Source organism: Streptococcus sp. HMSC074F05 (genome assembly GCF_001808725.1).
GTDB lineage: Bacteria > Bacillota > Bacilli > Lactobacillales > Streptococcaceae > Streptococcus > Streptococcus parasanguinis_I.
This window is the reverse complement of the sequence record NZ_KV794409.1, coordinates 162,288-186,856: the sequence shown is the minus strand read 5'-3', so window position 1 is coordinate 186,856 and position 24,569 is coordinate 162,288. Positions and strand designations below refer to the sequence as shown.

The following is a 24,569-nucleotide window of genomic DNA, read 5'->3' as shown; positions in this document are numbered from 1 at the left end:
AATGACTGCGTGAACAGATAAATTTAATTGAGTGGTGCCTTGTATAATTCTTTGAATTTCATAGAAATAAATGCTACTATAGGTGTGAACTAAATAAATTTTAAAGGAGCAGACTATGAGAAATTTTGCAAGTCCGTCACGTTACATTCAAGGTGAGAATGCCTTATTTGAAAATGCACAATCTATTTCAGAATTAGGGAATCACCCTGTTTTGCTATGTGATTCAGTGGTCTATGATATCGTAGGGAAGCGTTTTGAAGAATACCTTGGTCAAAATGGGCTCACGGTTTTGCCAGTCTTCTTCAATGGAGAAGCTTCTGACAACGAAATCAATCGTGTGGTTAGTCTGGCAGAAGAAAATGGCTGTGATTTGGTCATTGGACTTGGTGGAGGAAAGACCATCGATAGTGCAAAAGCTATTGCTGATCTTCTAAAATCACCAGTTGTGATTGCTCCGACCATCGCCTCTACAGATGCTCCCGTTTCCGCCTTGTCGGTTATCTATACGGATGAGGGTGCCTTTGAGCGCTATATCTTCTATTCTAAGAACCCAGAATTGGTCTTGGTGGATAGCAAAGTGATCTCTCAAGCACCAAAACGTTTGCTCGCCTCTGGTATCGCAGATGGATTAGCGACTTGGGTAGAAGCGCGTGCGGTGATGCAAGCGAATGGAAAAACCATGTTGGGTCAACGACAAACCTTAGCGGGTGTCGCCATTGCACAACGTTGTGAAGAAACCTTATTTGCAGACGGTCTTCAAGCCATGGCTGCTTGTGAAGCCAAAGTTGTAACACCTGCTCTTGAAAACATTATTGAAGCTAATACCCTTCTCAGTGGTATTGGATTTGAAAGTGGGGGATTAGCTGCTGCCCATGCCATCCATAATGGCTTTACAGCCCTTACTGGGGACATCCACCATTTAACTCACGGTGAAAAAGTAGCCTACGGAACGCTCGTTCAATTGTTCTTGGAAAACCGTCCGAAGGAAGAATTGAATAAATACATTCGTTTCTATCAACAAATCGGTATGCCAACAACTCTGAAAGAAATGCATCTTGAAACTGCAAGTTATGAAGATCTTCTCAAAGTTGGTCAACAAGCCACCATCGAAGGAGAAACCATCCATCAAATGCCATTTGAAGTGAAGGCTTCTGATATTGCCCAAGCCATCGTAGCAGTAGATGCCTACGTTCAAGGTTTAGACTAAATCAATATCTGTCATTCACAGATAATGTAGACAAACTGATTTTTTACATCAAACAAACTAATGGATGCCTAAAAAATTAAAATTAGATACTTTTTAAGGCTCATTAAAAAATACTTAGGAACTTTCCGCCGTGAGAAAAGTGCCTGAAAACAATTGTTTCAGGCACTCGGGAGTTTTGAGACCTTAGGCTCAAAACTAAGTCATGGAACTTCTTCGAAGTTCGCTGACGTCCGTACTCACCTAAGGAAAGTTTCTAAGATGACTTTGTCAACAAACCAAGAACTCCCATACCTTATGGTAATGGGAGTTCTTTTTCTATTTTCTTCTTTTTGGATCGGTTTGTTTAAAGATCAGGTATAAAATTCCGGCAGGCAGGAAGCAGAAGAGCCACATAACATCTAGTCCCTTGCTTTTACTGCTAAAGGTCGTTGTTTTAGACTCATTGACGGTCACTCCCGCTTTAATACTTGGAGATACCTGTTGCAAGCCGTTCTGAACGACTAGGCGGTTGTCTTCCAGTTTAAGGGCTGGCTTCGTCCCCTTCTTAACGGTCGCATAGAAGTCTTGCTTCAAGTGAATGGTCTGCCCGTCGATGGTATGATCGCCTCCAGAAAGGATTTTTTTATACTGGTAGTCTGCGAACATTTTCTCAGCCAAGGTATTCCCGATTTGATTGCGGTAACTTTCGGCGATCTCGACATCGTAGTTTCCAACCCCCAAAATGACTTCGATAATCCGCTGTTTACCCCGCTTGGTTGTCGCGGTGTAGTTGTAGTCAGCAGTCGGGCTGGATCCAGTTTTGAGTCCATCTGTTCCTTTAAGGGCGAATTTTCCACCTTCGAGGGAAGTATTGTAGTTATCGTAGCTTTGCTCGTAGGGTGTTCCTTCCATGATCGTAGTGTGAGCTTGCTTGGTGTATTCCAACATTTCTGGCAGGTCGTTTACGATGTGATAAGCCAGAATAGACATGTCCCGCGCTGTGATTTCGTTATTCGCATTGACATCGTAGCGCTGAGGATTGTAGTAGCCCTGAAGGACCGAGATCATCGCCCCATTTGGATTGTGCCATTTGGTATGGCTCATCCCCATTTCTTGCGCGTACTGATTCATTAAGTCCAAAAACTTATCGGGATCATTGTCAGTGACGGCGTTGGCGAGCATAATCACGGCCGCACTGGAAGATGGAACAAAGAGCATCTTGATCAATTCCGATACCTTGTAGTCTACACCAGCTACAATAGGTGAATTACTTAAAAGGTTGTTTTCTGAGATGGCTTGGTCTGCCTCTGTTGCTGTGACCACGGTATCGTACTTGATCTTGCCTTCTTTGAGGGCCCGAAAGACAACATAGGCACTCATGAGCTTGGCCATGCTTCCTGAGTCCCGGACCGTGTCGATATTGTCTCCGTACAAAATAGCTCCAGTATTGGCGTCGATGACGATATCAGCCTTAGGCTTGTAAAAATCATCCAATACCAGTCCAGCATCAGCTGCGATTTTCATGACATCTTCTTGCTGGTAGATGTCGTCCGCAAAAGCAGTGGAAATAGTGCCAAATGCCAAGACTCCTACAAGGAGGGACAAGAGGCTGTGTTTTAGTCGTTTGTGTAAATGTCTCCTATAATTCATAGATTCCATTATATCATACAGGCCAGGGATTCAACTTGAAAAAATTCTAGAAAAAGAAGAAATTGAAAAAATAAAGAAGAAATAGAATAATTTCACAGTAAAAGCGTTTACATTTCCCTAGAAAGTGCTATAATTTAAATTGAGTATAACATTTTTTACAATGAGGTGATTTATATGAACAAAGGGAAGGTACTCTTAGCTACCAGCGCTCTGCTTTTATCAGCTGGTGTACTGGCAGCCTGCTCAGGAGGGAAATCTAGTAGCTCTGGTGGTCAGACCTATAGCTATGTCTATACCCAGGATCCAGATACCTTAGACTACTCGATTTCTAATAAAAAATCGACTTCCGAGTTTACAGGAAATGCGATAGATGGCTTGTTGGAAGTGGACAAGTACGGGAACTTGATCCCATCGCTTGCTAAAGACTGGACTGTTTCCAAGGATGGCTTGACCTATACTTATAAACTCCGTAAAGGGGTCAAATGGATGACTTCTGAAGGGGAAGAATATGGAGAAGTCAAAGCCAAAGACTTTGTCACAGGCCTCAAACACGCGGCAGACAAGAAATCACAAGCGATTTACTTGGTCCAAAAATCTGTCAAAGGCTTGGATGATTATGTTTCAGGGAAAACATCTGATTTCTCAACTGTTGGAGTAAAGGCTATTGATGATTATACCGTTCAATATACCTTGAGCCAACCAGAAAGTTTCTGGAATTCTAAGACTACGATGGGGATCTTGATGCCGGTTAACGAAGAGTTCCTGAAATCTAAAGGAGATGACTATGGTCAAGGAACTTCTCCGTCTAGTATCCTCTACTGCGGACCTTATTTGATCAAATCCATTACTTCGAAATCTTCTGCGATATTAGAAAAAAATCCAACCTACTGGGATGCGGAAAATGTCAAGATCAGTAAAGTCAAACTGACCTATTATGATGGTCAAGACTCCGAGTCTCTGATCCGTGGATTTGATAACGGTGACTATACAGTTGCCCGTGTTTTCCCAAATGGTTCCAACTATAAGAGTGTAGAGAAGAAGCATAAGGACGACATCGTCTATACTGACCAAGGTTCCTCAACCTATAACCTTTCCTTCAACATTGACCGTCAGGCCTATGAAATCACAAAGAAGACCACGGATGCTCAAAAGGCCTCTACCAAGAAAGCAATCTTGAACAAGGACTTCCGTCAAGCTATTATGTTTGCCTTCAACCGCAAGGCTTATGTAGCGCAAACTAACGGGGAAGCGGGTGCCAATAAGGTGATCCGTAATACCTTTACGCCACCAAACTTTGTCCAAATCGATGGCAAACAATTTGGTGATGCAGTAGAAAAAGATTTAGAAGCTTATGGGGATGAATGGAAAGGGGTCTCTGTCGCAGATGGAAAAGACACCCTCTACAATCCAAGCAAGGCCAAAGAAGAGTTTGCCAAAGCTAAGGCAGAATTGCAGTCTCAAGGAGTTGAATTCCCAATTCATTTAGACCTTCCAACTTCTTCGACTTATACGGAAGGAATCAAACAAGCCCAATCCTTCAAACAGTCGATTGAATCTACATTGGGAGCAGAAAATATTGTCATCGATCTGAATATGGTTTCTGAGGATGATCTTCAACGAGTGACTTACTTTGCTGAAAATGCTTCCCAACAAGACTGGGATCTAAACAATAACTTGGGCTGGGGACCAGACTATACGGACCCATCTTCTTACATCGACATCACCAGTGGTAAATCTGGTGAAAATGCCAATTCTTACTTTGGATTCGATGCTGGTACGGATAATGCGGCGGCAAAAGCAGCTGGCTTTGATGAGTACAATCAATTAATTGAGGACGCTCAAAAAGAAAACACTGATGTGAACAAGCGTTATGAAAAATATGCTGCGGCTCAGGCTTGGTTGACCGATAGCGCCCTCTTGATTCCGATTCATTCGGATGGGGCTTCTCCAGTCGTTCGTAAGACTGTACCATACTCTGCAGCCTTTGCTTGGACAGGCCACAAGGGTCAAACCTTTAACTATAAGTATTTAGAAGTTCAAGACAAGGTCGTAGCGGCGAAAGACTACGACAAAGCGCGTGAACAATGGAAGAAAGAAAAAGAAAAATCCAATAAAAAAGCGCAAGAAGAACTTGAAAAGCATGTGAAATAGACTTTTCTTGGAGAAAACAGGAAAGACAGGTCCCATATGGGACCTGTCTTTTTCTTCGTCTGAACCTTTAAAAATCGCCTAAAAATGGTATAATAGGAGCATCACGAAAATTGGAGAGACGCTATGAGTTTTTACAATCATAAAGAAATCGAGCCTAAGTGGCAAAAATACTGGGCTGACCATCACACCTTTAAGACAGGAACAGATGCTTCAAAACCTAAGTTTTATGCGCTGGACATGTTCCCTTATCCATCTGGAGCGGGTCTTCACGTAGGACACCCAGAAGGCTACACAGCAACAGATATCCTTAGCCGTTTCAAACGTGCCCAAGGTTACAATGTCCTTCACCCAATGGGATGGGATGCCTTTGGTTTGCCTGCAGAGCAATACGCTATGGATACAGGGAATGACCCAGCGGAATTCACAGCAGAAAACATTGCTAACTTCAAACGCCAAATCAATGCGCTTGGCTTCTCTTACGACTGGGATCGTGAAGTCAATACGACAGATCCGAACTACTACAAGTGGACGCAATGGATTTTCACTAAGCTTTACGAAAAAGGCTTGGCTTATGAAGCTGAAGTGCCAGTAAACTGGGTTGAGGAACTAGGAACAGCTATCGCCAACGAAGAAGTTCTTCCAGATGGAACATCTGAGCGTGGTGGCTATCCAGTTGTCCGCAAACCAATGCGCCAATGGATGCTTAAAATCACTGCCTATGCGGAACGTTTGCTCAATGACTTGGACGACCTTGATTGGCCAGAGTCTATCAAGGACATGCAACGCAACTGGATTGGGAAATCAACTGGTGCCAATGTCAACTTCAAAGTAAAAGGAACAGACAAGGAATTCACCGTCTTTACAACTCGTCCAGATACCCTTTTCGGGGCGACCTTCACTGTCTTAGCTCCTGAGCATGACTTGGTTGACGCTATTACAAGCCCAGAGCAGGCTCAAGCTGTGGCTGACTACAAACACCAAGCTAGCCTTAAATCAGACTTAGCTCGTACTGACCTTGCCAAGGAAAAAACAGGGGTTTGGACTGGTGCTTATGCCATCAACCCTGTCAATGGCAAAGAAATCCCAATCTGGATTGCGGACTACGTTCTTGCTAGCTACGGTACAGGTGCTGTTATGGCCGTACCTGCCCACGATGAGCGTGACTGGGAATTTGCAAAACAGTTTGGTCTTCCAATCGTAGAAGTCTTGGAAGGTGGAAATGTAGCAGAAGCTGCTTACACAGAAGATGACCTTCACGTCAACTCAGACTTCTTGAACGGTCTTAACAAAGAAGAAGCAATTGCTAAAATCGTGGCTTGGTTGGAAGAAAAAGGCTTCGGTCAAGAAAAAGTGACCTACCGTCTCCGCGACTGGCTCTTTAGCCGTCAACGGTACTGGGGTGAACCAATCCCAATCATTCATTGGGAAGATGGAACTTCGACAGCCGTTCCAGAAAGTGAATTGCCACTTGTCTTGCCAGTCACCAAGGACATCCGCCCTTCAGGTACTGGTGAAAGCCCACTAGCTAACTTGACAGACTGGCTGGAAGTGACTCGTGAAGATGGTGTCAAAGGTCGTCGTGAAACCAACACCATGCCACAATGGGCAGGTTCAAGCTGGTACTACCTCCGCTATATCGATCCACATAACACAGAAAAATTGGCCGATGAGGACCTCCTCAAACAATGGTTGCCAGTCGATATCTACGTGGGTGGTGCAGAACACGCCGTTCTTCACTTGCTTTACGCTCGTTTCTGGCATAAATTCCTTTATGATATCGGTGTTGTACCGACTAAAGAACCGTTCCAAAAACTCTTTAACCAAGGAATGATCTTGGGAACTAGCTACCGTGACCATCGTGGAGCTCTTGTGGCAACTGACAAGGTTGAAAAACGTGATGGTTCCTTCTTCCATGTGGAAACAGGGGAAGAGTTGGAGCAAGCACCAGCCAAGATGTCTAAATCTCTCAAGAACGTGGTTAATCCAGATGATGTGGTGGAACAATACGGTGCTGATACCCTTCGTGTCTATGAAATGTTTATGGGACCACTCGATGCTTCAATCGCTTGGTCAGAAGAAGGTCTGGAAGGAAGTCGTAAGTTCCTCGACCGTGTGTACCGTTTGATTACAAGTAAAGAAATCGTTGCGGACAACAATGGTGCTCTTGACAAGGTTTATAACGAAACCGTTAAGGCTGTCACAGAGCAAATCGAGTCGATGAAATTCAACACTGCTATTGCTCAGCTCATGGTCTTTGTCAATGCAGCTAACAAGGAAGACAAACTCTATGTAGACTACGCCAAAGGCTTTATCCAATTGATCGCCCCATTTGCCCCTCACTTGGCAGAAGAACTCTGGCAAACAGTCGCAGCAACAGGTGAGTCTATCTCTTACGTAGCTTGGCCAACATGGGACGAAAGCAAATTGGTTGAAGACGAAATTGAAATCGTCGTTCAAATCAAAGGAAAAGTCCGTGCTAAACTCATGGTCGCAAAAGACCTTTCTCGTGAAGAATTGCAAGAAGTCGCTCTAGCTGACGACAAAGTCAAGGCAGAGATTGATGGCAAAGAAATCGTGAAAGTGATTGCGGTACCAAATAAATTGGTTAATATTGTTGTAAAATAACCAATTTATTTGCTGATTTCCAACCTCAAACAGTTTCCCAAACTGTTTGAGCCAACCAAGCTTGTAAATATCGTAACGAAATAAATTTAAAAGTCCTTCAGAGCTAAGCTCTGGAGGATTTTTGTATTGCTATATGCTATAATAGTTCCAACTAAGATAAAAACACAGTTCTGGTTGGTAGTCCAGACGTAGGCAAGCCTATCAGTAACCTTCCTCCTTGGTTGTCCATTCTTAGGGATAGATTTAAGGAGGTGCTGTCGTGGAAACAATTTCAATTGGATTGACAGTTTATTTTGAAGATGGATTTTGGCATGGTTTGTTCGAACAAGTGTATCGAGAAACTTATCAAGTTTGTCGTGTGACATTTGGTCAGGAGCCAAAAGATGATGAAATTCTAGAGATCTTACAGACTCAGTTTACTCAATTATCTTTTAGTCCAGAAGCTATAGTTAAGCAACATGTAAAAATCAAGAATCCTAAACGATTACAGCGAATGGTGAAGAAACAAGTAAATCAGAAAGTTTCTTCCAAGTCGAAAGAACTATTGCAGTTGCAGTATGAGGAAAGGAAAAAGATTTCAAAACATCAATCTAGTGTCCAAAAACAATTGCTAAAACAAGAGAAATTCGAACGCAAACAGCAAAAACGAAGAGAGAAGCATAAAGGATATTAACCCTTATCTCTTTCATCAAAAAAGCCTCGGTAGGAAGAACCCTACCGAGGCTTTTTAACATGTTGAAAACGATTGTTGAATATCTGGATGATTTTCCCAATCAGCTCGATTGTAGCTTCCTGTAATGGTGTGCTCTTCAGAAAAGAGCAGAACCCGTTCCACAATCGGAGCGATTTGCTCGAAATGGTGGGAGGAAATCACAATCGTTTTTCCTGCTGTTTTGAGTTCTTGGAGCAAGGCGACAATCAGCTTCTGGTATTTTGGTGAGAGACCGTTAAAGGGCTCGTCAAATAGCAAGAGACTAGGATTCATGGTGAGGACACTAGCGATAGCGACTAGCTTCTTTTCCCCTCCGGAAAGATGGTAGGGAATACGATCTCTCAGGTGCTCAATCTCTAAAAGAGTGAGTGTATCATTGACGCGTTGTTCGATTTCAACTGCCGATAAGCCGAGTTGACGTGGGCCAAAAGCCAGTTCATCATAGACGCTTGTATTGAACAATTGGGTATCGCTGTTTTGAAAAATGAGTCCAACCTGCTGGAAGAGTTGCCCAGCACGATGGGGATCTTTCAAGAAGTCTTTGTCAATGGTCCAATCCTTGAAGTGGTACTGACCAGAAGACAGGGGCAAGAGCCCAACCAGAATTTTAAAGAGGGTCGATTTTCCAGCTCCGTTTGGGCCCATCAAGCCCACGGTTTCCCCTTTTTGAATCTGGAGTTGAATATCGTGGACACCAGTTTCTTCGGTATAGTGGTAATTTCCATCCTGAATGGTAATCATAGGGCTTCCTTTCTAGCCAAGTAAGGTCGTGAAGGTCGTGAGAACCGCCAATTCCAATAGGAAAAAGACGTCTTCCTTCTTCCAGTGGAAGGCTTCTTTGCGCTTTGTATCCATACCGTAGCCTCTCAGCAACATGGCCTCGTAGACCTCTTTGGTATGGTTCTTCGTTGATAGATACAAGAGACCCAGAAGAGAGCCAAAGAGATGGAGGTTCACTTTTTGACCAACTGTCCGGAGTTGGACGCACTCAATTTGTTGGTGAAGGTGTTTTCCCAAAATATAACTATATTTCAGTGTAATATCAATGGTCTGGACAAAGGTCTTGGGGACATGTAGCTGCCTTAGGGCCTCAACCAGTTGGATGCTTGTGGTAGTGGCTAAAAAGAGAGAAATATTGAGGACAATTATCCCTGCGCGTAGCAAAAAGAGTCCTCCATTTTGAAATCCTTGAAATAAGATGCTAGGCAATATCACAATTGTTGAAATCAACAGCACCTTGAACAGGACCTTAAAGAGGTGGAGTAGGACCTCTCCAGGAAGCATGGCAATGTGCATTAACAAAAGGATACCGATCAACCACAGTTGGATGGGATGGTGGGCAGTCGTAATGAGAATGGCTAAAATTAAGAAGGAAACGAGCCGCATCCAAGACGAAGTTTTGGCCTTGAATGCGGGCGTCGTTTGTTTCATTTTGCCAAGAAAGTGGCGCAATGTTTGAAGATTCATTTGTAAATAGTGATGGCTTTTGGATGCTTCAAGAATCGCTTGCTCTTGATGAAGCCAGTCAGGGAGTTTACGCATGAGAAGTCTTTTCTCCGTTCATTGATCGAATGATTTTACTGATGATATAGAAAATGAGAACAGCTGTAATGGCTGATAGAATATAGCCAATCGCAATTTTTGTTCCAGGAATGGTGTAATCATTGAACAAGGCTTCAAAAGAGAATCCATTTTTGATCCCTGTTGGGACTTTGCCATGAAGCAGGCTACCCAATTCTTCAGTAGACCATTCACCAAAGGCTGTCCCATCTGCGAGAAGTCCAAGTGGGCTGAGGATGATCAAAGCAAGGAGTACCCAGCGAATTTTTTTAACAAATGAAGTTGTATTGACTGTACTTGGTGTGTACAACTCTGTAGGAGCGACTTGTTTGACAAAACGGTAAATCACAACGGTGAAGAAGACTTCGACCCAACCTGCGACAAGGAGGTGAGCACCCAACATAGCAGGCACCGTGATACTCAATCCATAAGGATTATAGAGTGGCTGACCAGCTTCTGACGCGATGAGGGGTTGCAAGCCCAATTCAACACCAGCTAAGAAGGCAGCAGCATTGATCGAAAGGAAAGAACCGATAATAACGCCAAGCGTTTCCTGATGGTGCTTGCGGAACAAGTTATAAATAGCATAGCCAACAAAAGGCATCACAATGGCCATGTTGAAAATATTGGCCCCAAGAGCGAGAATGCCTCCATCTCCAAATAAGAAGGCCTGTAGGAGTAAGGCGACCGTCAGCGCTAGAGAAGCCGCATAGGGACCTATGAGAATGGCAAGAAGGGTTCCTCCGACAGCGTGAGCGGTCGTTCCACCAGGAACAGGAACATTAAACATCATCAATAAGAAGGACAAAGAAGCAGCGATCCCAAGCATCGGAGCTAGCTCTTTGTTTTCTTTTAATTGGACCTTGACTTTTTTGACAGACAAGACAATAACAGGAGCAGCAGCAACCGCTAAAACTGCACAACTTGCAGGACTAAGGTAATTATCTGGTATATGCATAACAAATTCTCCATTAGTATGATTTAATTTCGTTAACAGATTACCACATTATAAAATCAGGTGTCGTTGCAAAACGAGTCCAACATTTGTTACACTTGCTAGAAAGAGGGAGAAAAAACTAGTTTGAAGGGATAGAAAGGCTTTTTAAGGTGAATTTAGATAAAATTATTGGTTCCATATCGAAGCAGTTGACAGATGTAACGAACAGTGATACAATGGCTGTGATATTTCGATATAGAAATAAAAAGGAGACGAAATGGACAAGATGCAAGGGGGCTACCAAGCTTTACAAATACGCTTGTTAAATGGGCGTATCTTTCAAAAACTGCTGAGCAAGGAACCAGATGCCCAATACCGAAGTGAACAGGGGAAAATTTTAACGATTTTGTGGAAGCAAGAGTTGGGGTGCGCTACTGCGACCGATATCGCTCTTGCGACTGGATTAGCTAATAACACCTTGACCAGCATGGTTAAAAAATTGGAAGAACAAGGCTTGGTTACGATTCAACCTTGTACGCAGGATAAAAGGAAAAAATATATTTCTTTGACAGACCTCGGTTGGGCACAAAAGGAAATCGGAGACCGTGTCAGCAAAGAACTGGGAGAGATTTTCTATCAAGGATTTTCGGATCAAGAAATCCGAGAATTTGAGGCCTATCAAGAGCGGATTATCACAAATCTAAAAGCTAAAGAGAATGACATCTAGGGAAAGGAAGTAACAGTTATGATTGGTATTACAGGGGTAACAGGGAAATTAGGTTCTTATGTGGCTAATCTTGTAGATAAGAAAGGAATCGCTCCAGTTCATCTAGCACGAAGCCCAGAGCGTGCAAAAATCTATGCGTCAGCGGAAATTCGTAAAATAGTGTATGCCAATACACCAGAGGTGGTTGAGGCCTTAAAGGGTATTGATATCTTGTTGATGGTTTCTGCTCGGGAAAATCCAGAGCGTGTCAAGGAACACAAGGACTTTTTAGATGCTGCAAAGCTAGCAGGGGTAGAGCATATCGTCTATACCTCCTTTTATGGGGCAGATGAGAAGGCAACTTTCACCTTGTCTCGAGATCATGCCCAGACGGAAGCCTATATCAAGGAGTTAGGGTTCACCTACACTTTTTTGAGAGATAATTTTTACTTGGACTTCCTGATTGATATGGCGCTTGAAAATGGAGAGATTCGTGGTCCGGCAGGCAATGGTCTTGTGTCAGCTGTTGCCCGTAAGGACACATCTAGGGTTGCAGCAGAAATTCTTTTAAATCCTAAGGAGTGGGAAAATCAAACCTTGAATCTGACAGGGCCAGAGGATCTTTCCATGGAAGAAATCGTAGCGCTTCTCTCAAAAGAGACTGGTGACGCCATCGCGTATGTGGATGAAACAGTAGAAGAAGCTTATGAGTCACGGAAAAAATGGCCAGCACAAACTTGGGAGTACGATGCCTGGGTCAGCACTTATACAGCGATTAAAGCTGGGGAACAAGCTGGGGTTTCAACAGATATCGAAAAAGTCCTAGGGCATCCGGCAAGTAGCCTATTGGATACTCTTAGAGACAGAAAACTTATTGAGGAAGAATATGATTGAATATAAACATGTAGCCTTGCGCTACACGGATAAGGACATTTTAAAAGATGTCAATCTCCGTATTGAAAATGGAGAATTTATGGTGCTAGTAGGTCCTTCAGGATCTGGAAAGACCACCATGATCAAGATGATTAACCGTCTTTTGGAGCCAACTGATGGCAATATCTATATGGATGGAAAACGCATCAAGGACTATGATGAACGTGAATTACGTCTGTCTACTGGTTATGTGCTTCAAGCCATTGCTCTATTTCCTAATTTGACAGTTGCGGAAAATATCGCTCTCATTCCTGAGATGAAGGGCTGGGGCAAGGAGCGAGTGGCTTCCAAAACAGTCGGACTTTTAGAAAAAGTAGGTCTTCCAGCTTCTGATTACGCCGATCGCAAACCCCATGAGCTATCTGGTGGGGAGCAACAACGGATTGGCATTGTGCGGGCCATCATTGCAGAGCCAAAAATCTTACTGATGGACGAGCCCTTTTCAGCCTTGGATGCCATTTCCCGCAAACAGTTGCAGACTCTCACCAAAGACTTGCACAATGAATTTGGTATGACGACTATTTTCGTGACTCATGATACGGACGAGGCCTTGAAATTAGGCGATCGGATTGCGGTGCTACAAGAAGGAGAGATTGTGCAGGTGGCGGATTCTGAGACCATTTTAGCCAAACCAGTCAACGACTTTGTGGCAGATTTATTTGGAGGTGCTCACCATGTCTAAACTATTTGCAACCTTTCAAGAACGCTTTGGAGACTGGCTCACTGCATTAGGGCAACATTTGCAACTGTCGTTACTGACCTTGCTCCTTGCGATTTTTCTGGCGGTCCCTCTGGCTATTTATTTAAGTACACGCAAGAGAGCCAGCAACTGGGTTTTACAGGTAGCTGGAATCTTCCAGACTATTCCTTCCATGGCCCTTTTGGGGCTCTTCATTCCCATCATGGGAATTGGAACACTTCCGGCCTTGACAGCTCTCGTCATCTATGCCATTTTCCCCATCCTTCAAAATACCATCACCGGTTTACAAGGGATTGATCCAAGTCTAGAAGAAGCGGGAATCGCCTTTGGGATGACCAAGTGGGAGCGACTCAAGAAGTTCGAGATTCCCTTGGCCATGCCCGTCATTATGTCTGGGATTCGGACAGCAGCTGTGATGATTATCGGGACGGCTACCCTAGCCGCCTTGATTGGAGCAGGGGGACTCGGTTCCTTTATCCTTCTAGGGATTGACCGCAATAATGCCAGTCTGATTTTGATCGGTGCCCTATCTTCTGCCTTCTTAGCCATCGCCTTTAACCTTCTTCTTAAATGGATGGAAAAGGCCAAATTGCGGACCATCTTTGCTGCCTTTGCTGTCATGGTCCTGGGATTAGGATCTTCTTATACACCAAGTCTTCTTTCAAAACCAGAAAAAGAAAACCTGGTCATTGCTGGGAAGTTAGGACCAGAACCCGAAATTCTAGCTAATATGTATAAGATCTTGATCGAAGAAAATACAGATATGACAGTGACCGTCAAGCCGAATTTTGGAAAGACTACTTTCCTCTATGAAGCCCTGAAAAAAGGGGACATCGCTATCTATCCAGAATTTACAGGTACGGTGACCGAAAGTCTCCTCAAGCCAGCACCACAAGTTGGTCATGATCCAGAAACGGTCTATCAAGCTGCCCGAGATGGGATCAAGCAACAAGACGACCTAGCCTTGCTCAAACCCATGGCTTATCAAAACACCTACGCTGTCGCAGTGCCTAGGAAGATTGCCCAGGAGTATGGCCTTAAGACCATTTCAGATTTGAAAAAGGTGGAAGGGCAACTCAAGGCAGGCTTTACCTTGGAGTTTAACGACCGAGAAGACGGAAACAAGGGCCTGCAGAAGGTCTATGGTCTTCATCTACAAGTCTCCACCATGGAACCAGCCCTTCGCTACCAAGCTATCCAGTCTGGCGATATCCAGATAACAGATGCCTACTCAACAGATGCCGAGCTGGCTCGCTATGACCTGGTGGTCCTTGAAGATGACAAACAACTCTTCCCACCTTATCAAGGGGCGCCCCTCATGAAAGAAGCTCTTCTTAAGAAACATCCCGAATTGGAAGGTGTGCTTAATAAGCTAGCTGGTAAAATCACTGAGAGCCAGATGAGCCAGATGAACTACCAAGTCGGAGTAGAAGGCAAGCCTGCTGCTAAAGTAGCGCGTGACTTTTTGGTAAAAGAAGGGTTGATAAAAAATTAACAAACCATTCTCAAGTCTTTGCACTTGAGAATTTTTTAATAGAAAGCAATTTTATATCCTTTCAGCAAGCTTTTGGGGTAGAGGGAAAGACCTTCTCTTCAAAAAAATCTCCATTGAGTCTGGCTTGAAATTGTGTTACAATAAGCCTTGAAGATGAATGAAAGAATATGGAAATAAGCATGAAAATAAGACCAGTGATTGGAATTACAGGAAATGAAAGACCCTTCCCAGATGATCCAGACGCGAACATGAGCTATGCGGCGACTGGTTTTGTCGAAGCGGTCAAAGAGGCAGGAGGGATTCCCTTGATCTTGCCGATTGGAGATGCGGCCTTGGCCAAAGACTACATATCGATGATTGATAAGCTCATCATCACCGGTGGACAAAATGTCTTGCCCAAGTTTTACGGAGAAGAAATCACCATCGACAGTGATGACTACCTCTTGAAACGCGATCTCTTTGAGTTGGCTTTGATTGAAGAAGCGCGTGCGGCTAAAAAAGCTATCTTTACCGTCTGCCGTGGGACCCAGCTCTATAATGTCGCTCTAGGGGGAACTCTGCATCAAGACATTGAACACCACTGGCAGGACAATCCAGGTCAGTACACCAGCCAAGAGTTGGTGACCAAGGATCAGACGATCCTGCAAGAGATCTATGGTAAGAACAGTCGCATCAATTCTTTCCATCATCAAAGTATTAAAGACTTGGCAGATGGCCTAGAAGTGATCGCGCGGGATCCTAAAGATGACATCATAGAAGCTGTTCAATCCACAGATGAGAGCCGTTTCCTCGGCGTTCAGTGGCATCCAGAACTACGTTTTGACAAGAGCCCAGCAGATCGCAAGCTCTTTGAATATGTCGTGACTCAATTGTAAAGAGGACCAGCTCCCTTAGGAATTTTTCCTAAGGGGCTTTTTCTTTAATCTGCGTAAGAAAGACTGTAAATTGTGCCTAGGTTTTGGGGGAGGATGCGCTACAATAGAGCTAGTAGAATGAGGAGGATTAGGACATGTATCAATTTCCAAAGGATTTTTTATGGGGGAGTTCGACCTCGGGCCCTCAGACGGAGGGACGTTTCGCCCAAGATGGAAAGGGAGACAATCTCTGGGATTACTGGTATAGGATCGAGCCCAACCGCTTTAATCAAGGGCAAGGACCAGAGAAAACATCGACTTTTTATGAACACTGGGAAGAAGATCTGGACCTCTTGTTAGAAACTGGGCACACCGCCTTTCGAACCTCTATTCAGTGGTCACGTATTTTCCCAGAAGGACGAGGGGAAATCAATCAAGCAGGTGTTGATTTCTACCGCCGTGTCTTTGAAAAGATTAAAGAAAAAGGGATTCACCTCTTGGTCAACCTCTATCATTTTGATTTACCGATGGCTCTTCAAGAGCAAGGGGATGGTTGGGAAAATAAAGAAACCGCCTATGCTTACCAAGAATATGCGCGTTTTTGTTTCAAGACCTATGGAGATCTGGTCGATCAGTGGATCACCTTTAATGAACCCATTGTCCCTGTGGAGTTTGGTTATTTTTATGATGCCCATTTTCCTCATAAGGTAGACGCAGTAGCAGCAGTTAAAGTAGCCTACCACACCCAGTTAGCAAGCTCTCTAGCAGTGAAGGCCTGTCACGAGGTGGATCCTAATTTCCGTATCGGAATTGTGCTCAATTTGACACCAGCCTATCCTCGGAGCCAGCATCCAGAAGATGTGAAAGCCGCGCGCATTGCCGAGCTCTTTCAAGCCAAATCCTTCTTAGATCCATCTGTTCTTGGTCATTATCCTGAAGAATTAGTGGAGATCCTACGGGAGCGTGATCTCTTACCGGATTATGATCCCTTTGAATTGCGCTTGATCGAGGAAAATACGGTGGATTACCTAGGGGTTAACTATTACCAACCACTCCGTGTGGCAGCTCCTCGTTATGCTCCAAATCCAGCATCTCCCCTACTCTTTGAACAATTTTATGAACCTTATGTTATGCCAGGCCGCAAGATCAATCCCCACCGTGGTTGGGAAATCTATGAGCAAGGCTTGTATGACATTGCCCAAAATATCAAGGAAAACTATGGCAATATCGAGTGGATCCTGACCGAAAATGGGATGGGGGTTGAAGGAGAGGAAAAATTCCGCAAGGATGGCGTGATCCAAGACGACTACCGGATTGACTTTGTCAAAGACCATCTTCGTGAGCTCCACCGGGCTATTCAAGATGGTGCTAACTGTAAAGGTTATTTGATCTGGACCTTTATTGACTGTTGGTCATGGCTCAATGGCTACAAGAACCGCTATGGCTTGGTTGAATTGGATCTCGAGAGTCAAAAACGTACCCTCAAAAAATCCGGCCATTGGTTTAAAGAACTAAGCCAAGCCAATGGATTTGAAGACTAAATCAAAATCCGCAGCCTGTGTTCAATTCGTATGGAGACTCCTCAAATCGTCATATTAAAGCTTGGAGTCAAATAGTTCCCCGGACGATTTGACTCTCAATCATTCCGAATGTCTGAAACCATTATGTTTCAGGCATTTTTCTTACAGTGGAAATTTTCTCAAATGACTTCGTCTTCAATCTTAACGCTAACTTAACTAGACCAATTTTCTTGAATTTCCTAGTTGACAAACTAGAAGAAGCATTGTATACTGACTCCGCTGGTTGCTTTTTGGTCAAATTAGACTAGACCAATTTTAAAGTAGCTGAGAAATCGACCATGGGTCGTTTGACTAAGTAAAGGGGAAAGTATAGCAAGGCTATATCGTAAAAATTATGTGCGGAATCGTTGGTGTTGTAGGAAATACAAATGCTACAGATATTTTGATTCAAGGACTTGAAAAACTCGAATACCGAGGCTATGACTCTGCGGGTGTTTTCCTGGCTAGTGAAGGCAAGAGCCAATTGGTAAAGGCAGTTGGCCGCATTGCAGAATTGTCGTCTAAGGCAGAAGGTGTCGAAGGAACAGCTGGGATCGGACATACCCGCTGGGCCACTCACGGAAAACCAACTGAGGACAATGCTCACCCACACCGCTCGGAAACAGGTCGCTTTGTTTTGGTCCACAATGGGGTCATTGAAAATTACCTTGAAATCAAGGAAGAATACCTAGCAGGTCACCATTTCAAGGGGCAAACAGATACAGAAATTGCTGCCCACTTGATCGGAAAATTTGCTGAAGAAGATGGCTTGTCTACGCTCGAAGCCTTCAAAAAAGCCCTCCACATCATCCGTGGGGCCTATGCTTTTGCTTTGATGGATGCGGAAGATCCAAGCACCATCTATGTGGCAAAAAATAAATCACCACTCCTGATCGGTCTTGGTGATGGCTACAATATGGTCTGTTCTGATGCCATGGCCATGATTCGTGAAACTAACCAATATATGGAAATCCATGACCAAGAGTTGGTCATTGTCAAGGCTGACAGCGTTGAAGTGCAAGACTATGATGGCAACGTCAAAGAACGGGATAGCTACACGGCTGAACTCGACCTTTCTGATATTGGAAAAGGGACTTACCCATACTACATGCTCAAGGAAATCGATGAGCAACCAACTGTCATGCGTAAGTTGATCCAAGCCTATACAGATGAATCTGGACAAGTAGTGGTAGATCCAGCTATTATCAAGGCTGTTCAAGAAGCAGATCGAATCTATATCCTTGCGGCTGGTACCTCTTACCATGCTGGATTTGCGTCTAAAAAAATGTTGGAAGAGTTGACAGATACTCCAGTAGAACTCGGTATTTCATCTGAGTGGGGCTATGGTATGCCACTTCTCAGCAAGAAACCACTCTTCATCTTTATCAGCCAATCTGGTGAAACAGCCGATAGCCGCCAAGTATTGGTCAAAGCTAATGAAATGGGCATCCCAAGCTTGACAGTGACCAATGTTCCAGGTTCAACTCTTTCACGTGAAGCAGACATGACCATGTTGCTCCATGCTGGTCCTGAAATTGCGGTAGCTTCTTCTAAGGCTTATACGGCTCAAATCGCAGCCCTTGCCTTTCTGGCGAAAGCTGTTGGGGAAGCTAATGGCAATGAGAAGGCCAAAGCCTTTGATTTGGTGCACGAATTGTCTATCGTTGCCCAATCGATCGAATCAACCCTTTCAGAAAAAGAAGTGATCGATGAAAAAGTTCGTGGCTTGTTGGAAACAACCCGCAATGCTTTCTATATCGGACGTGGCCAAGATTACTATGTTGCCATGGAAGCCAGTCTGAAATTAAAAGAAATTTCTTACATCCAATGTGAAGGCTTCGCTGCGGGTGAGTTGAAACACGGTACCATCGCTCTGATCGAAGAGGGTACACCGGTCATCGCCCTCTTGTCAGATCCAGTCCTAGCCAGCCACACACGTGGGAACATCCAAGAAGTGGCAGCACGTGGGGCCCATGTTTTAACCATTGCAGAAGAAAATGTCGCTAAAGAGACAGATGATTTGGTCTTGACAGCGGTTCACCCTTACCTCTCTCCAATCTCAATGGTGGTGCCAACCCAATTGATTGCCTACTTTGCAACCCTTCATCGTGGGCTCGATGTTGATAAACCACGAAACCTTGCTAAGTCTGTAACCGTTGAATAAAATTATCTATATAGAAAAAAACATCCTCGTTAGGTTTTTCCTAGCGAGGATGTTTGCTTTATTTGTCAAAACCTTGCAAGGCTTTGAGGCGTTCTTCTGTTTGTCCCTTGGCATCTAGTTTTTTACCTTGGTAAACAGCAGATTCCCATGATCCATACATTGGATTTGGGAAGATGATGAATTTTTCACCAAATTCTTTTTGCAATTCGTCCAATTTCTTGTCGCGATCAGCTTCAGAGGTCTTAGAGAAGTCTGCAAAGTCGACCAGGTTGTCCCCGAAGAGCAAGACAAGGTTGGTCTTTTCTTGTACAGCTTGGCGACGGCCTTCTTTTGATTTGACGCCATCTTCTAAGAACATGAGGTGGTCACGTCCTTGAACAGGAATGCCTTCTTTTTCAAGGTTTTTGATGGTATCATCTACTTGAGAGGTTGTACGGTCAGAAATGTAGTAGATTTGAACCCCGTTTTGATCCGCATATTGAAGGAAATCTTTGGCACCTGGCACCGCTTTTGCGGCTGCTTTTTTTACCCAAACATCCCAATCTTTAGGATTGAAGGCCGTACCATCTTTGACGTTTTGAACTTGGTAAGGGCTGTTGTCTAAAACAGTTTCGTCCAAATCCAAGACGATGGAATAAGGCTTATCAGAAGGAGTTTGGAGGATCTCTTTCAAACGGTCAGTAGCGACATTGTAGCCTTGTAAATACAAAGCCTTGGTTTCTGCTGCCTTTTGGTACCAGAGAACAGACATGGTATTTTCTTGTGAGCGCTGTTGATCATAGGTCATCGTCACCTGATTTTTAGTGCTGCTTGCTTTTGTCTCTTGCGTTTTAGTGGTGTTGCTTCCACAACTCGTCAGTAAAATGACAGAAGCAAGAGCAGAAACGATGGTAAAGGTGGTTTTTGTTGTTTTCATAAACCGTACACTCCTTAAAATTATTCTACAAAAATTATACTCCTTTCAATCTTGCCTGACAAGAAAGAGGAGAAGGGGATCCAGGGAATGGTAAAATGAATAGGAAGAAAGAAATGTTGATATGAAGGGCTTTTTCACCTCAATAGATGCCATTTTTCAGCTTAAAAGAAGGGGTATAGTTTTATGCTATAACCGGATCAAGAAAAGATCAAAGTAGCCTTTTTCTTCTAAAATGAAAGAATAAAGAAAGATACTCGCAAGTCCCTATTTTCAAGGACTTGCGTTTTTTTGATGCCTTTCTCAATAAAGAAATTTTAAGGCCTTGATAGGGAAAATATATTAGTCAGCCACTTTTCGAGGTGATATCATGGTTACAAATTCCAGAAGGGAAGTAGTCAATCTTTCTGTTGGAGAAATATTGAGGAGGATGTACAGTATGAGTAAAAAAGAATTGGTTCTTCGTGCCATTCGAGGCGAAACAGTAGAGCGAATCCCTGTAGGATTTTGGCTCCATTATGTGACCCAAGAAGAAAAAGAATTGGGTCTAGACAATCCGGCTGTAGTAGAAAAAAGTATTAAGGGCCACCAACACTATGTAGAAGAAATTTCACCTGATTTTGTCAAGATCATGAGTGATGGCTTCTTCCGCTATCCGAGTGCTCTTTATTCGAGAGAGATCAGATCGATCCGAGAATTGAAGGATATTCAACCGATTGGAGAGCATCATCCATGGATTGAAAAACAAATCGAGGTGGTCAAGGAAATTTGTTCTCATTTCCATGAAGAGATTGCTTCTTTCTACAATATCTTCTCGCCCATTTCTTATTTGAAACGCTGGTTCCGTACGGATCAATCTCGTGGAGACCAAGTGATTGCAGACTTTATCAAGGAAGATCCAGAAACTTTAGCTCATGTCCTTGACGTGATTGCAGGAGACATCGCTACTTTAAGTCGTCGCTTGATCCAAGAAGCAGGTATTGAAGGTATTTACTTTTCAACCCAGCAGATCCAAGATGAGCGTGTGACAGATGAAGAATACCGCAAGTTCATTGAGCCTAGCAGCATCGCTGTCCTAGAAGCAGCCAATGAAGCTGGAGGCATCAATATCCTTCATATTTGTGGTTTTGAAGGGGCCAGCAATGAAGTGGAGCTCTTCAAGGATTATCCAGCCCAAGTCATTAACTGGGCGACCCATCATGAAGGCCTTAGCCTAGCCGCAGGTCGTAAACTTTTCGGCGATCGTGCCGTCTTGGGTGGCTTTGTCAATGGCAAGAAAGGTTTGCTCTACCAAGGGGAACGAGAAGCTATTGAGCAAGAAACGCGTCGCTTGGTGGCTGAAGCCGGAAGTCGTGGTTTGATTCTTGGAGCAGACTGCACCGTGCCAGATGATTTCCAATTGGAACGCTTAGATTGGGTGCGTCAAGCAGCCGTATTGTAAAAAGAAAGGAGAGGGAGATGAAAAAGATCAATGTATGGTGTATCCTGGTAACCGTTTTGTTTTTGCTTCTCGGGCTTAGTAAAGTTGCTCTAGCAAGTAGTCAGGGGAAAGCAAAAAAAGATCCAGATATGGCAAGACTGGAGAAAATTCCTGCCCATAGTCTCTCCCTCCTTCGCCCATCTGACCTAGCAGGAATTCTACTCCTTGAAGATCAGTGATAAAAAAAGATGAAGAGCTTGATAAAAAATATATATTAGTCAAACAATTATCGAAGTGATAAGATAACAAACAAGAAAAGATTAGAACGAGGTAAGAACATGTCATCAAAAAGAGAATTAGTGTTAAAAGCTTTCAAAGGAGAAGCAGTCGACCGTGTGCCAGTTGGATTTTGGCATCATTTTACAACAGAAGAAGAATGGTTGAAAGGATTTTCAAATCCGGAAATTATTGAAAAAAACCTCAATGGCCATAAAAACTTCCTTCACAAGGTCAAACCAGACTTTGTCAAACTCATGAGTGATGGTTACTTTGCTTATCCAAATCCAGCCATTCACAAAGGCCTTGAAAATATCTCTGACTTAGCAGGGATTGAACCACTCGGAGCAGATCATCCATGGATCACAGAGCAAGTAGAGCTCGTTAAAAAAATCCGTGCTGGTTTTGAAGAAGACATTGTGGCTATCTACAATATCTTTGCTCCAGTGACCTACTTCAAATGGTTGGTCGGAGAAGTTTCAGGAGGAGATGACTTGATCGCAAACTTTATCGATCAAGATGCAGCCACTCTTAAAAAAGTATTGGATACAATTGGCCAAGATATTGCAAGTTTGAGCCAACGAATCATCAATGAAGCAGGAGCAGACGGGATCTACCTCAGTGTTCAAAGTATCCAAGATGCGCGTGTCAGTCAGGAAGTTTACAAACAAGTCATCGCGCCTAGTGAACTCCATGTCTTAGAGACAGCTAAGGAAGCCGGTGGCGTAAATATTCTTCATATCTGTGGCTACGAAGGAGCTCGCAATGATATCCATCTCTTCACAGACTATCCAGCCCCAGTCATTAACTGGGCAGTCGGACCCGAAGGGATTAGCCTAGCAGAAGGACGCGAAATCTTCGGTGGACGCACGGTTCTCGGTGGTTTTGAAAATGGCAAAACTGGTCTTCTCTACACAGGAGACAAGGCTGCCATCCAAGCAGAAACCAAACGCATCATCGCAGAGACAGGAACCACAGGCTTGGTCATCGGTGCCGATTGTACCATTCCAAGTGACATTGATGAAGAACGAATCGAATGGGTTCGTGAAGCTGCAGCAGAATAAGGAAAATAGAAAAGGGAGAACAGAGTATGAGTAAAAAAACATGGATTATCGGTGGGGTAGCAGTACTTGCCATTGCAGGTGCAACCATTCTTGGACGGAGCTTGAACCATGCAAACGACAGCAAAGGCTCAACAGGAACGAACAAGGTAACAACCTTGAAAGTAGCCCACACTCAAAACTATGTACCGTATGATTTCGTTGATGAAAAAGGGGAATCAGATGGCTATGAAGTAGCTGTGCTCAAAGCTATTGACGAAAAGCTACCAGACTACAAGTTTGAGTATACTGGAACCAGTGACGACGACCTCTTGATTGGTCTAGAATCTGGTAAATACGATATTGGAACCAAAGGAGCTTGGTATACCGAAGAACGCGCCAAGAAATTTATCATTCCAAAAGAACCAATCGGAGCCAGTATCATCGGATTTACCGTACGGAAAGAAGATGCGGATAAATACAAGAACATCGATGACTTCGCTAAAGAAAAAGGAAAATTGGTTCCAATTTCACCACAAAATGCGCAGTGGAATGTTATTAAAGAATACAATGAAAAGCATAAGGACCAACAAATCGAATTAACAGCTGCGGAATCTTTCAAAGTCGCAGATGCCTATGCTTGGGTTCTTGAAGGACGTTACGATGCCTTCTTTGACATCAAACTTTCCTTTGAAAAAGCTGTCACAGATAAAGATGGTTCTTACCACCAATATGCGGACAAACTGAGCTGGTTTGCCTACAAAGGAATTCCAACTTACCCATTGATCCACAAGGATAAGAAAAACGAAAAATTTGCGGAAGAATACAGCAAGGCCATCAAAGAATTAGAAAAAGATGGCACACTTGCTAAATTGTCGAAAAAATATTTCGGTGAAGATGTCTTCAGTTATGTAGATAAAGAGAAATAAGATAGAACTGGGTGCGCATAGCCCCAGCTTCCTTATTTCTATACGGATACAGAAAGGAAAAGAAACATGGTCTCATACGACATTTCCAAGGTCTGGTCATTTCTTCCAACCTTGGTCCAAGCTCTACCAGCGACCCTAGCTTTGATGGTTTTAACGACGGTTCTCGGTTCTGCATTTGGCTTGGTTTTGACCTGGGCACAAGTATCAGAAGATAAGGTAGGAGCAGGTCTGGCAAAAGGTTATGTCTTTACTTTACGTTGTACCCCTCCGATTGTCTTGCTCTTTTTGGTCTTTTATGGACTTCCCCAATTTTTGAACTGGTGGTTGGGCATTGACATTGACCACTGGTCCAAGTTTGTCTTTGTCCTTGTTGCCATGTTTCTTCTCTTTGCCGCTATGATCTCTGAGGTCTTCAAGGCAGCCTATTTGGCCATTCCAAAAGGTCAGATGGAAGCGGGCTTGAGTATCGGCTTGACGCCAGCTCAAACCATTTGGCGGATTGTCCTTCCCCAAGCCTTTCGCGTAGCTCTTCCAAATATGACGACTGCCATCTTGAACCTCATGCGCGATGCCGCTTTGGCTTATACCATTGGCTTTATCGATATCATGGGAGCAGGCAACAACTTGATCAGCCGCAATCTTGGGAATTATTCCCTCGAAACGTATACAGCTGTCGCAGTGATCTACTGGGGAATTGCCCTTGTGATCTCCTTCTCCGCTCAACTCCTTGAGAAACGACTCAGTGTAACAGAAAGGTAG

The 24,569-nt window shown here is 43.8% G+C and carries 21 protein-coding genes; 16 read left to right on the top strand and 5 right to left on the bottom strand.

Annotated features, from left to right (window positions below):
- Window positions 1–115: 115 nt before the first annotated feature.
- On the top strand, window positions 116–1,207 hold the full coding sequence (locus HMPREF2685_RS03160) for a glycerol dehydrogenase (protein ID WP_031574902.1): 1,092 nt from the start codon (window positions 116–118) through the stop codon (window positions 1,205–1,207).
- A gap of 315 nt (window positions 1,208–1,522) precedes the next feature.
- Here HMPREF2685_RS03160 and HMPREF2685_RS03155 read toward each other — a convergent pair whose 3' ends face one another.
- Window positions 1,523–2,845, bottom strand: a complete 1,323-nt coding sequence (locus tag HMPREF2685_RS03155; RefSeq protein WP_070465223.1) for a DUF1958 domain-containing protein — start codon at window positions 2,843–2,845, stop codon at window positions 1,523–1,525.
- 165 nt (window positions 2,846–3,010) lie between these two features.
- On the opposite strand from HMPREF2685_RS03155, the gene HMPREF2685_RS03150 reads away from it, so the two are divergent.
- The 3 genes from HMPREF2685_RS03150 (at window position 3,011) to HMPREF2685_RS03140 (ending at window position 8,285) form a co-directional block, all read left to right on the top strand.
- On the top strand, window positions 3,011–4,987 hold the full coding sequence (locus HMPREF2685_RS03150; protein ID WP_070465221.1) for a peptide ABC transporter substrate-binding protein: 1,977 nt from the start codon (window positions 3,011–3,013) through the stop codon (window positions 4,985–4,987).
- Window positions 4,988–5,110: 123 nt separating this feature from the next.
- On the top strand, window positions 5,111–7,612 hold the full coding sequence (gene leuS / locus HMPREF2685_RS03145) for a leucine--tRNA ligase (protein ID WP_070465219.1): 2,502 nt from the start codon (window positions 5,111–5,113) through the stop codon (window positions 7,610–7,612).
- A 259-nt stretch (window positions 7,613–7,871) separates the two neighbouring features.
- Window positions 7,872–8,285 (top strand): YjdF family protein, encoded by a 414-nt coding sequence (locus HMPREF2685_RS03140; RefSeq protein ID WP_049491036.1) that lies wholly within the window; start codon window positions 7,872–7,874, stop codon window positions 8,283–8,285.
- Between the two features lie 54 nt (window positions 8,286–8,339).
- Here HMPREF2685_RS03140 and HMPREF2685_RS03135 read toward each other — a convergent pair whose 3' ends face one another.
- From HMPREF2685_RS03135 to cbiM, 3 genes are read right to left on the bottom strand one after another with little or no spacing between them, the layout of a single operon-like run.
- Window positions 8,340–9,065 carry an energy-coupling factor ABC transporter ATP-binding protein gene (locus HMPREF2685_RS03135; RefSeq protein WP_070465216.1) on the bottom strand — a complete coding sequence of 242 codons (726 nt, stop codon included), beginning with the start codon at window positions 9,063–9,065 and terminating at the stop codon, window positions 8,340–8,342.
- 12 nt (window positions 9,066–9,077) lie between these two features.
- A complete protein-coding gene (locus HMPREF2685_RS03130) occupies window positions 9,078–9,866 on the bottom strand; it encodes an energy-coupling factor transporter transmembrane component T (protein ID WP_070465213.1) in 789 nt (262 codons plus the stop codon).
- On the bottom strand, window positions 9,859–10,842 hold the full coding sequence (gene cbiM / locus HMPREF2685_RS03125) for a cobalt transporter CbiM (RefSeq protein ID WP_061591278.1): 984 nt from the start codon (window positions 10,840–10,842) through the stop codon (window positions 9,859–9,861). Before cbiM ends, HMPREF2685_RS03130 begins: the two co-directional genes overlap by 8 nt.
- 256 nt (window positions 10,843–11,098) lie before the next feature.
- On the opposite strand from cbiM, the gene HMPREF2685_RS03120 reads away from it, so the two are divergent.
- From HMPREF2685_RS03120 to glmS, 7 genes are all read left to right on the top strand, one after another.
- Entirely contained in the window at window positions 11,099–11,548 is a 450-nt protein-coding gene (locus tag HMPREF2685_RS03120; RefSeq protein ID WP_061591279.1) for a MarR family winged helix-turn-helix transcriptional regulator, read from the top strand.
- An 18-nt stretch (window positions 11,549–11,566) separates the two neighbouring features.
- Entirely contained in the window at window positions 11,567–12,421 is an 855-nt protein-coding gene (locus HMPREF2685_RS03115; RefSeq protein ID WP_061591280.1) for an SDR family oxidoreductase, read from the top strand.
- Window positions 12,414–13,142 (top strand): ATP-binding cassette domain-containing protein, encoded by a 729-nt coding sequence (locus HMPREF2685_RS03110; RefSeq protein ID WP_070465210.1) that lies wholly within the window; start codon window positions 12,414–12,416, stop codon window positions 13,140–13,142. The genes HMPREF2685_RS03115 and HMPREF2685_RS03110 overlap by 8 nt, the downstream gene beginning before the upstream one ends.
- Entirely contained in the window at window positions 13,135–14,655 is a 1,521-nt protein-coding gene (locus HMPREF2685_RS03105; RefSeq protein ID WP_070465208.1) for an ABC transporter permease/substrate-binding protein, read from the top strand. The genes HMPREF2685_RS03110 and HMPREF2685_RS03105 overlap by 8 nt, the downstream gene beginning before the upstream one ends.
- 179 nt (window positions 14,656–14,834) lie before the next feature.
- On the top strand, window positions 14,835–15,530 hold the full coding sequence (locus HMPREF2685_RS03100; RefSeq protein ID WP_070465205.1) for a gamma-glutamyl-gamma-aminobutyrate hydrolase family protein: 696 nt from the start codon (window positions 14,835–14,837) through the stop codon (window positions 15,528–15,530).
- Window positions 15,531–15,664: 134 nt separating this feature from the next.
- A complete protein-coding gene (locus HMPREF2685_RS03095; RefSeq protein WP_070465203.1) occupies window positions 15,665–17,050 on the top strand; it encodes a glycoside hydrolase family 1 protein in 1,386 nt (461 codons plus the stop codon).
- 373 nt (window positions 17,051–17,423) lie between these two features.
- Window positions 17,424–19,232 (top strand): glutamine--fructose-6-phosphate transaminase (isomerizing), encoded by a 1,809-nt coding sequence (gene glmS / locus HMPREF2685_RS03090; protein WP_070465199.1) that lies wholly within the window; start codon window positions 17,424–17,426, stop codon window positions 19,230–19,232.
- A gap of 58 nt (window positions 19,233–19,290) precedes the next feature.
- Here the strand turns inward: glmS and HMPREF2685_RS03085 are convergent, their stop codons facing one another.
- On the bottom strand, window positions 19,291–20,148 hold the full coding sequence (locus tag HMPREF2685_RS03085; protein WP_003004374.1) for a 5'-nucleotidase, lipoprotein e(P4) family: 858 nt from the start codon (window positions 20,146–20,148) through the stop codon (window positions 19,291–19,293).
- A 427-nt stretch (window positions 20,149–20,575) separates the two neighbouring features.
- Between HMPREF2685_RS03085 and HMPREF2685_RS03080 the strand changes: the two genes are divergently transcribed.
- The 5 genes from HMPREF2685_RS03080 (at window position 20,576) to HMPREF2685_RS03060 (ending at window position 24,569) form a co-directional block, all read left to right on the top strand.
- Window positions 20,576–21,586 carry a uroporphyrinogen decarboxylase family protein gene (locus HMPREF2685_RS03080; protein WP_398578090.1) on the top strand — a complete coding sequence of 337 codons (1,011 nt, stop codon included), beginning with the start codon at window positions 20,576–20,578 and terminating at the stop codon, window positions 21,584–21,586.
- Between the two features lie 17 nt (window positions 21,587–21,603).
- On the top strand, window positions 21,604–21,804 hold the full coding sequence (locus tag HMPREF2685_RS03075) for a hypothetical protein (RefSeq protein WP_003004502.1): 201 nt from the start codon (window positions 21,604–21,606) through the stop codon (window positions 21,802–21,804).
- A 99-nt stretch (window positions 21,805–21,903) separates the two neighbouring features.
- Window positions 21,904–22,905, top strand: coding sequence for a uroporphyrinogen decarboxylase family protein (locus HMPREF2685_RS03070; RefSeq protein ID WP_070465197.1), 1,002 nt, complete (start codon window positions 21,904–21,906; stop codon window positions 22,903–22,905).
- Window positions 22,906–22,931: 26 nt separating this feature from the next.
- Window positions 22,932–23,810, top strand: a complete 879-nt coding sequence (locus HMPREF2685_RS03065) for a transporter substrate-binding domain-containing protein (protein ID WP_070465195.1) — start codon at window positions 22,932–22,934, stop codon at window positions 23,808–23,810.
- Window positions 23,811–23,876: 66 nt separating this feature from the next.
- Window positions 23,877–24,569, top strand: a complete 693-nt coding sequence (locus tag HMPREF2685_RS03060; protein ID WP_003004525.1) for an amino acid ABC transporter permease — start codon at window positions 23,877–23,879, stop codon at window positions 24,567–24,569.

Excerpts from the sequence above, each read along its gene's own strand:
- HMPREF2685_RS03160 (WP_031574902.1), top strand. The coding sequence starts at position 116 with ATGAGAAATTTTGCAAGTCCGTCACGTTACATTCAAGGTGAGAATGCC.
- HMPREF2685_RS03065 (WP_070465195.1), top strand. The coding sequence starts at position 22,932 with ATGAGTAAAAAAACATGGATTATCGGTGGGGTAGCAGTACTTGCCATT.
- HMPREF2685_RS03120 (WP_061591279.1), top strand. The coding sequence starts at position 11,099 with ATGGACAAGATGCAAGGGGGCTACCAAGCTTTACAAATACGCTTGTTA.
- HMPREF2685_RS03115 (WP_061591280.1), top strand. The coding sequence starts at position 11,567 with ATGATTGGTATTACAGGGGTAACAGGGAAATTAGGTTCTTATGTGGCT.
- cbiM (WP_061591278.1), bottom strand. The coding sequence starts at position 10,842 with ATGCATATACCAGATAATTACCTTAGTCCTGCAAGTTGTGCAGTTTTA.
- HMPREF2685_RS03095 (WP_070465203.1), top strand. The coding sequence starts at position 15,665 with ATGTATCAATTTCCAAAGGATTTTTTATGGGGGAGTTCGACCTCGGGC.
- HMPREF2685_RS03075 (WP_003004502.1), top strand. The coding sequence starts at position 21,604 with ATGAAAAAGATCAATGTATGGTGTATCCTGGTAACCGTTTTGTTTTTG.
- HMPREF2685_RS03100 (WP_070465205.1), top strand. The coding sequence starts at position 14,835 with ATGAAAATAAGACCAGTGATTGGAATTACAGGAAATGAAAGACCCTTC.
- leuS (WP_070465219.1), top strand. The coding sequence starts at position 5,111 with ATGAGTTTTTACAATCATAAAGAAATCGAGCCTAAGTGGCAAAAATAC.
- HMPREF2685_RS03150 (WP_070465221.1), top strand. The coding sequence starts at position 3,011 with ATGAACAAAGGGAAGGTACTCTTAGCTACCAGCGCTCTGCTTTTATCA.
- HMPREF2685_RS03085 (WP_003004374.1), bottom strand. The coding sequence starts at position 20,148 with ATGAAAACAACAAAAACCACCTTTACCATCGTTTCTGCTCTTGCTTCT.
- HMPREF2685_RS03060 (WP_003004525.1), top strand. The coding sequence starts at position 23,877 with ATGGTCTCATACGACATTTCCAAGGTCTGGTCATTTCTTCCAACCTTG.
- glmS (WP_070465199.1), top strand. The coding sequence starts at position 17,424 with ATGTGCGGAATCGTTGGTGTTGTAGGAAATACAAATGCTACAGATATT.
- HMPREF2685_RS03135 (WP_070465216.1), bottom strand. The coding sequence starts at position 9,065 with ATGATTACCATTCAGGATGGAAATTACCACTATACCGAAGAAACTGGT.
- HMPREF2685_RS03105 (WP_070465208.1), top strand. The coding sequence starts at position 13,135 with ATGTCTAAACTATTTGCAACCTTTCAAGAACGCTTTGGAGACTGGCTC.
- HMPREF2685_RS03130 (WP_070465213.1), bottom strand. The coding sequence starts at position 9,866 with ATGCGTAAACTCCCTGACTGGCTTCATCAAGAGCAAGCGATTCTTGAA.
- HMPREF2685_RS03080 (WP_398578090.1), top strand. The coding sequence starts at position 20,576 with ATGTACAGTATGAGTAAAAAAGAATTGGTTCTTCGTGCCATTCGAGGC.
- HMPREF2685_RS03155 (WP_070465223.1), bottom strand. The coding sequence starts at position 2,845 with ATGGAATCTATGAATTATAGGAGACATTTACACAAACGACTAAAACAC.
- HMPREF2685_RS03070 (WP_070465197.1), top strand. The coding sequence starts at position 21,904 with ATGTCATCAAAAAGAGAATTAGTGTTAAAAGCTTTCAAAGGAGAAGCA.
- HMPREF2685_RS03110 (WP_070465210.1), top strand. The coding sequence starts at position 12,414 with ATGATTGAATATAAACATGTAGCCTTGCGCTACACGGATAAGGACATT.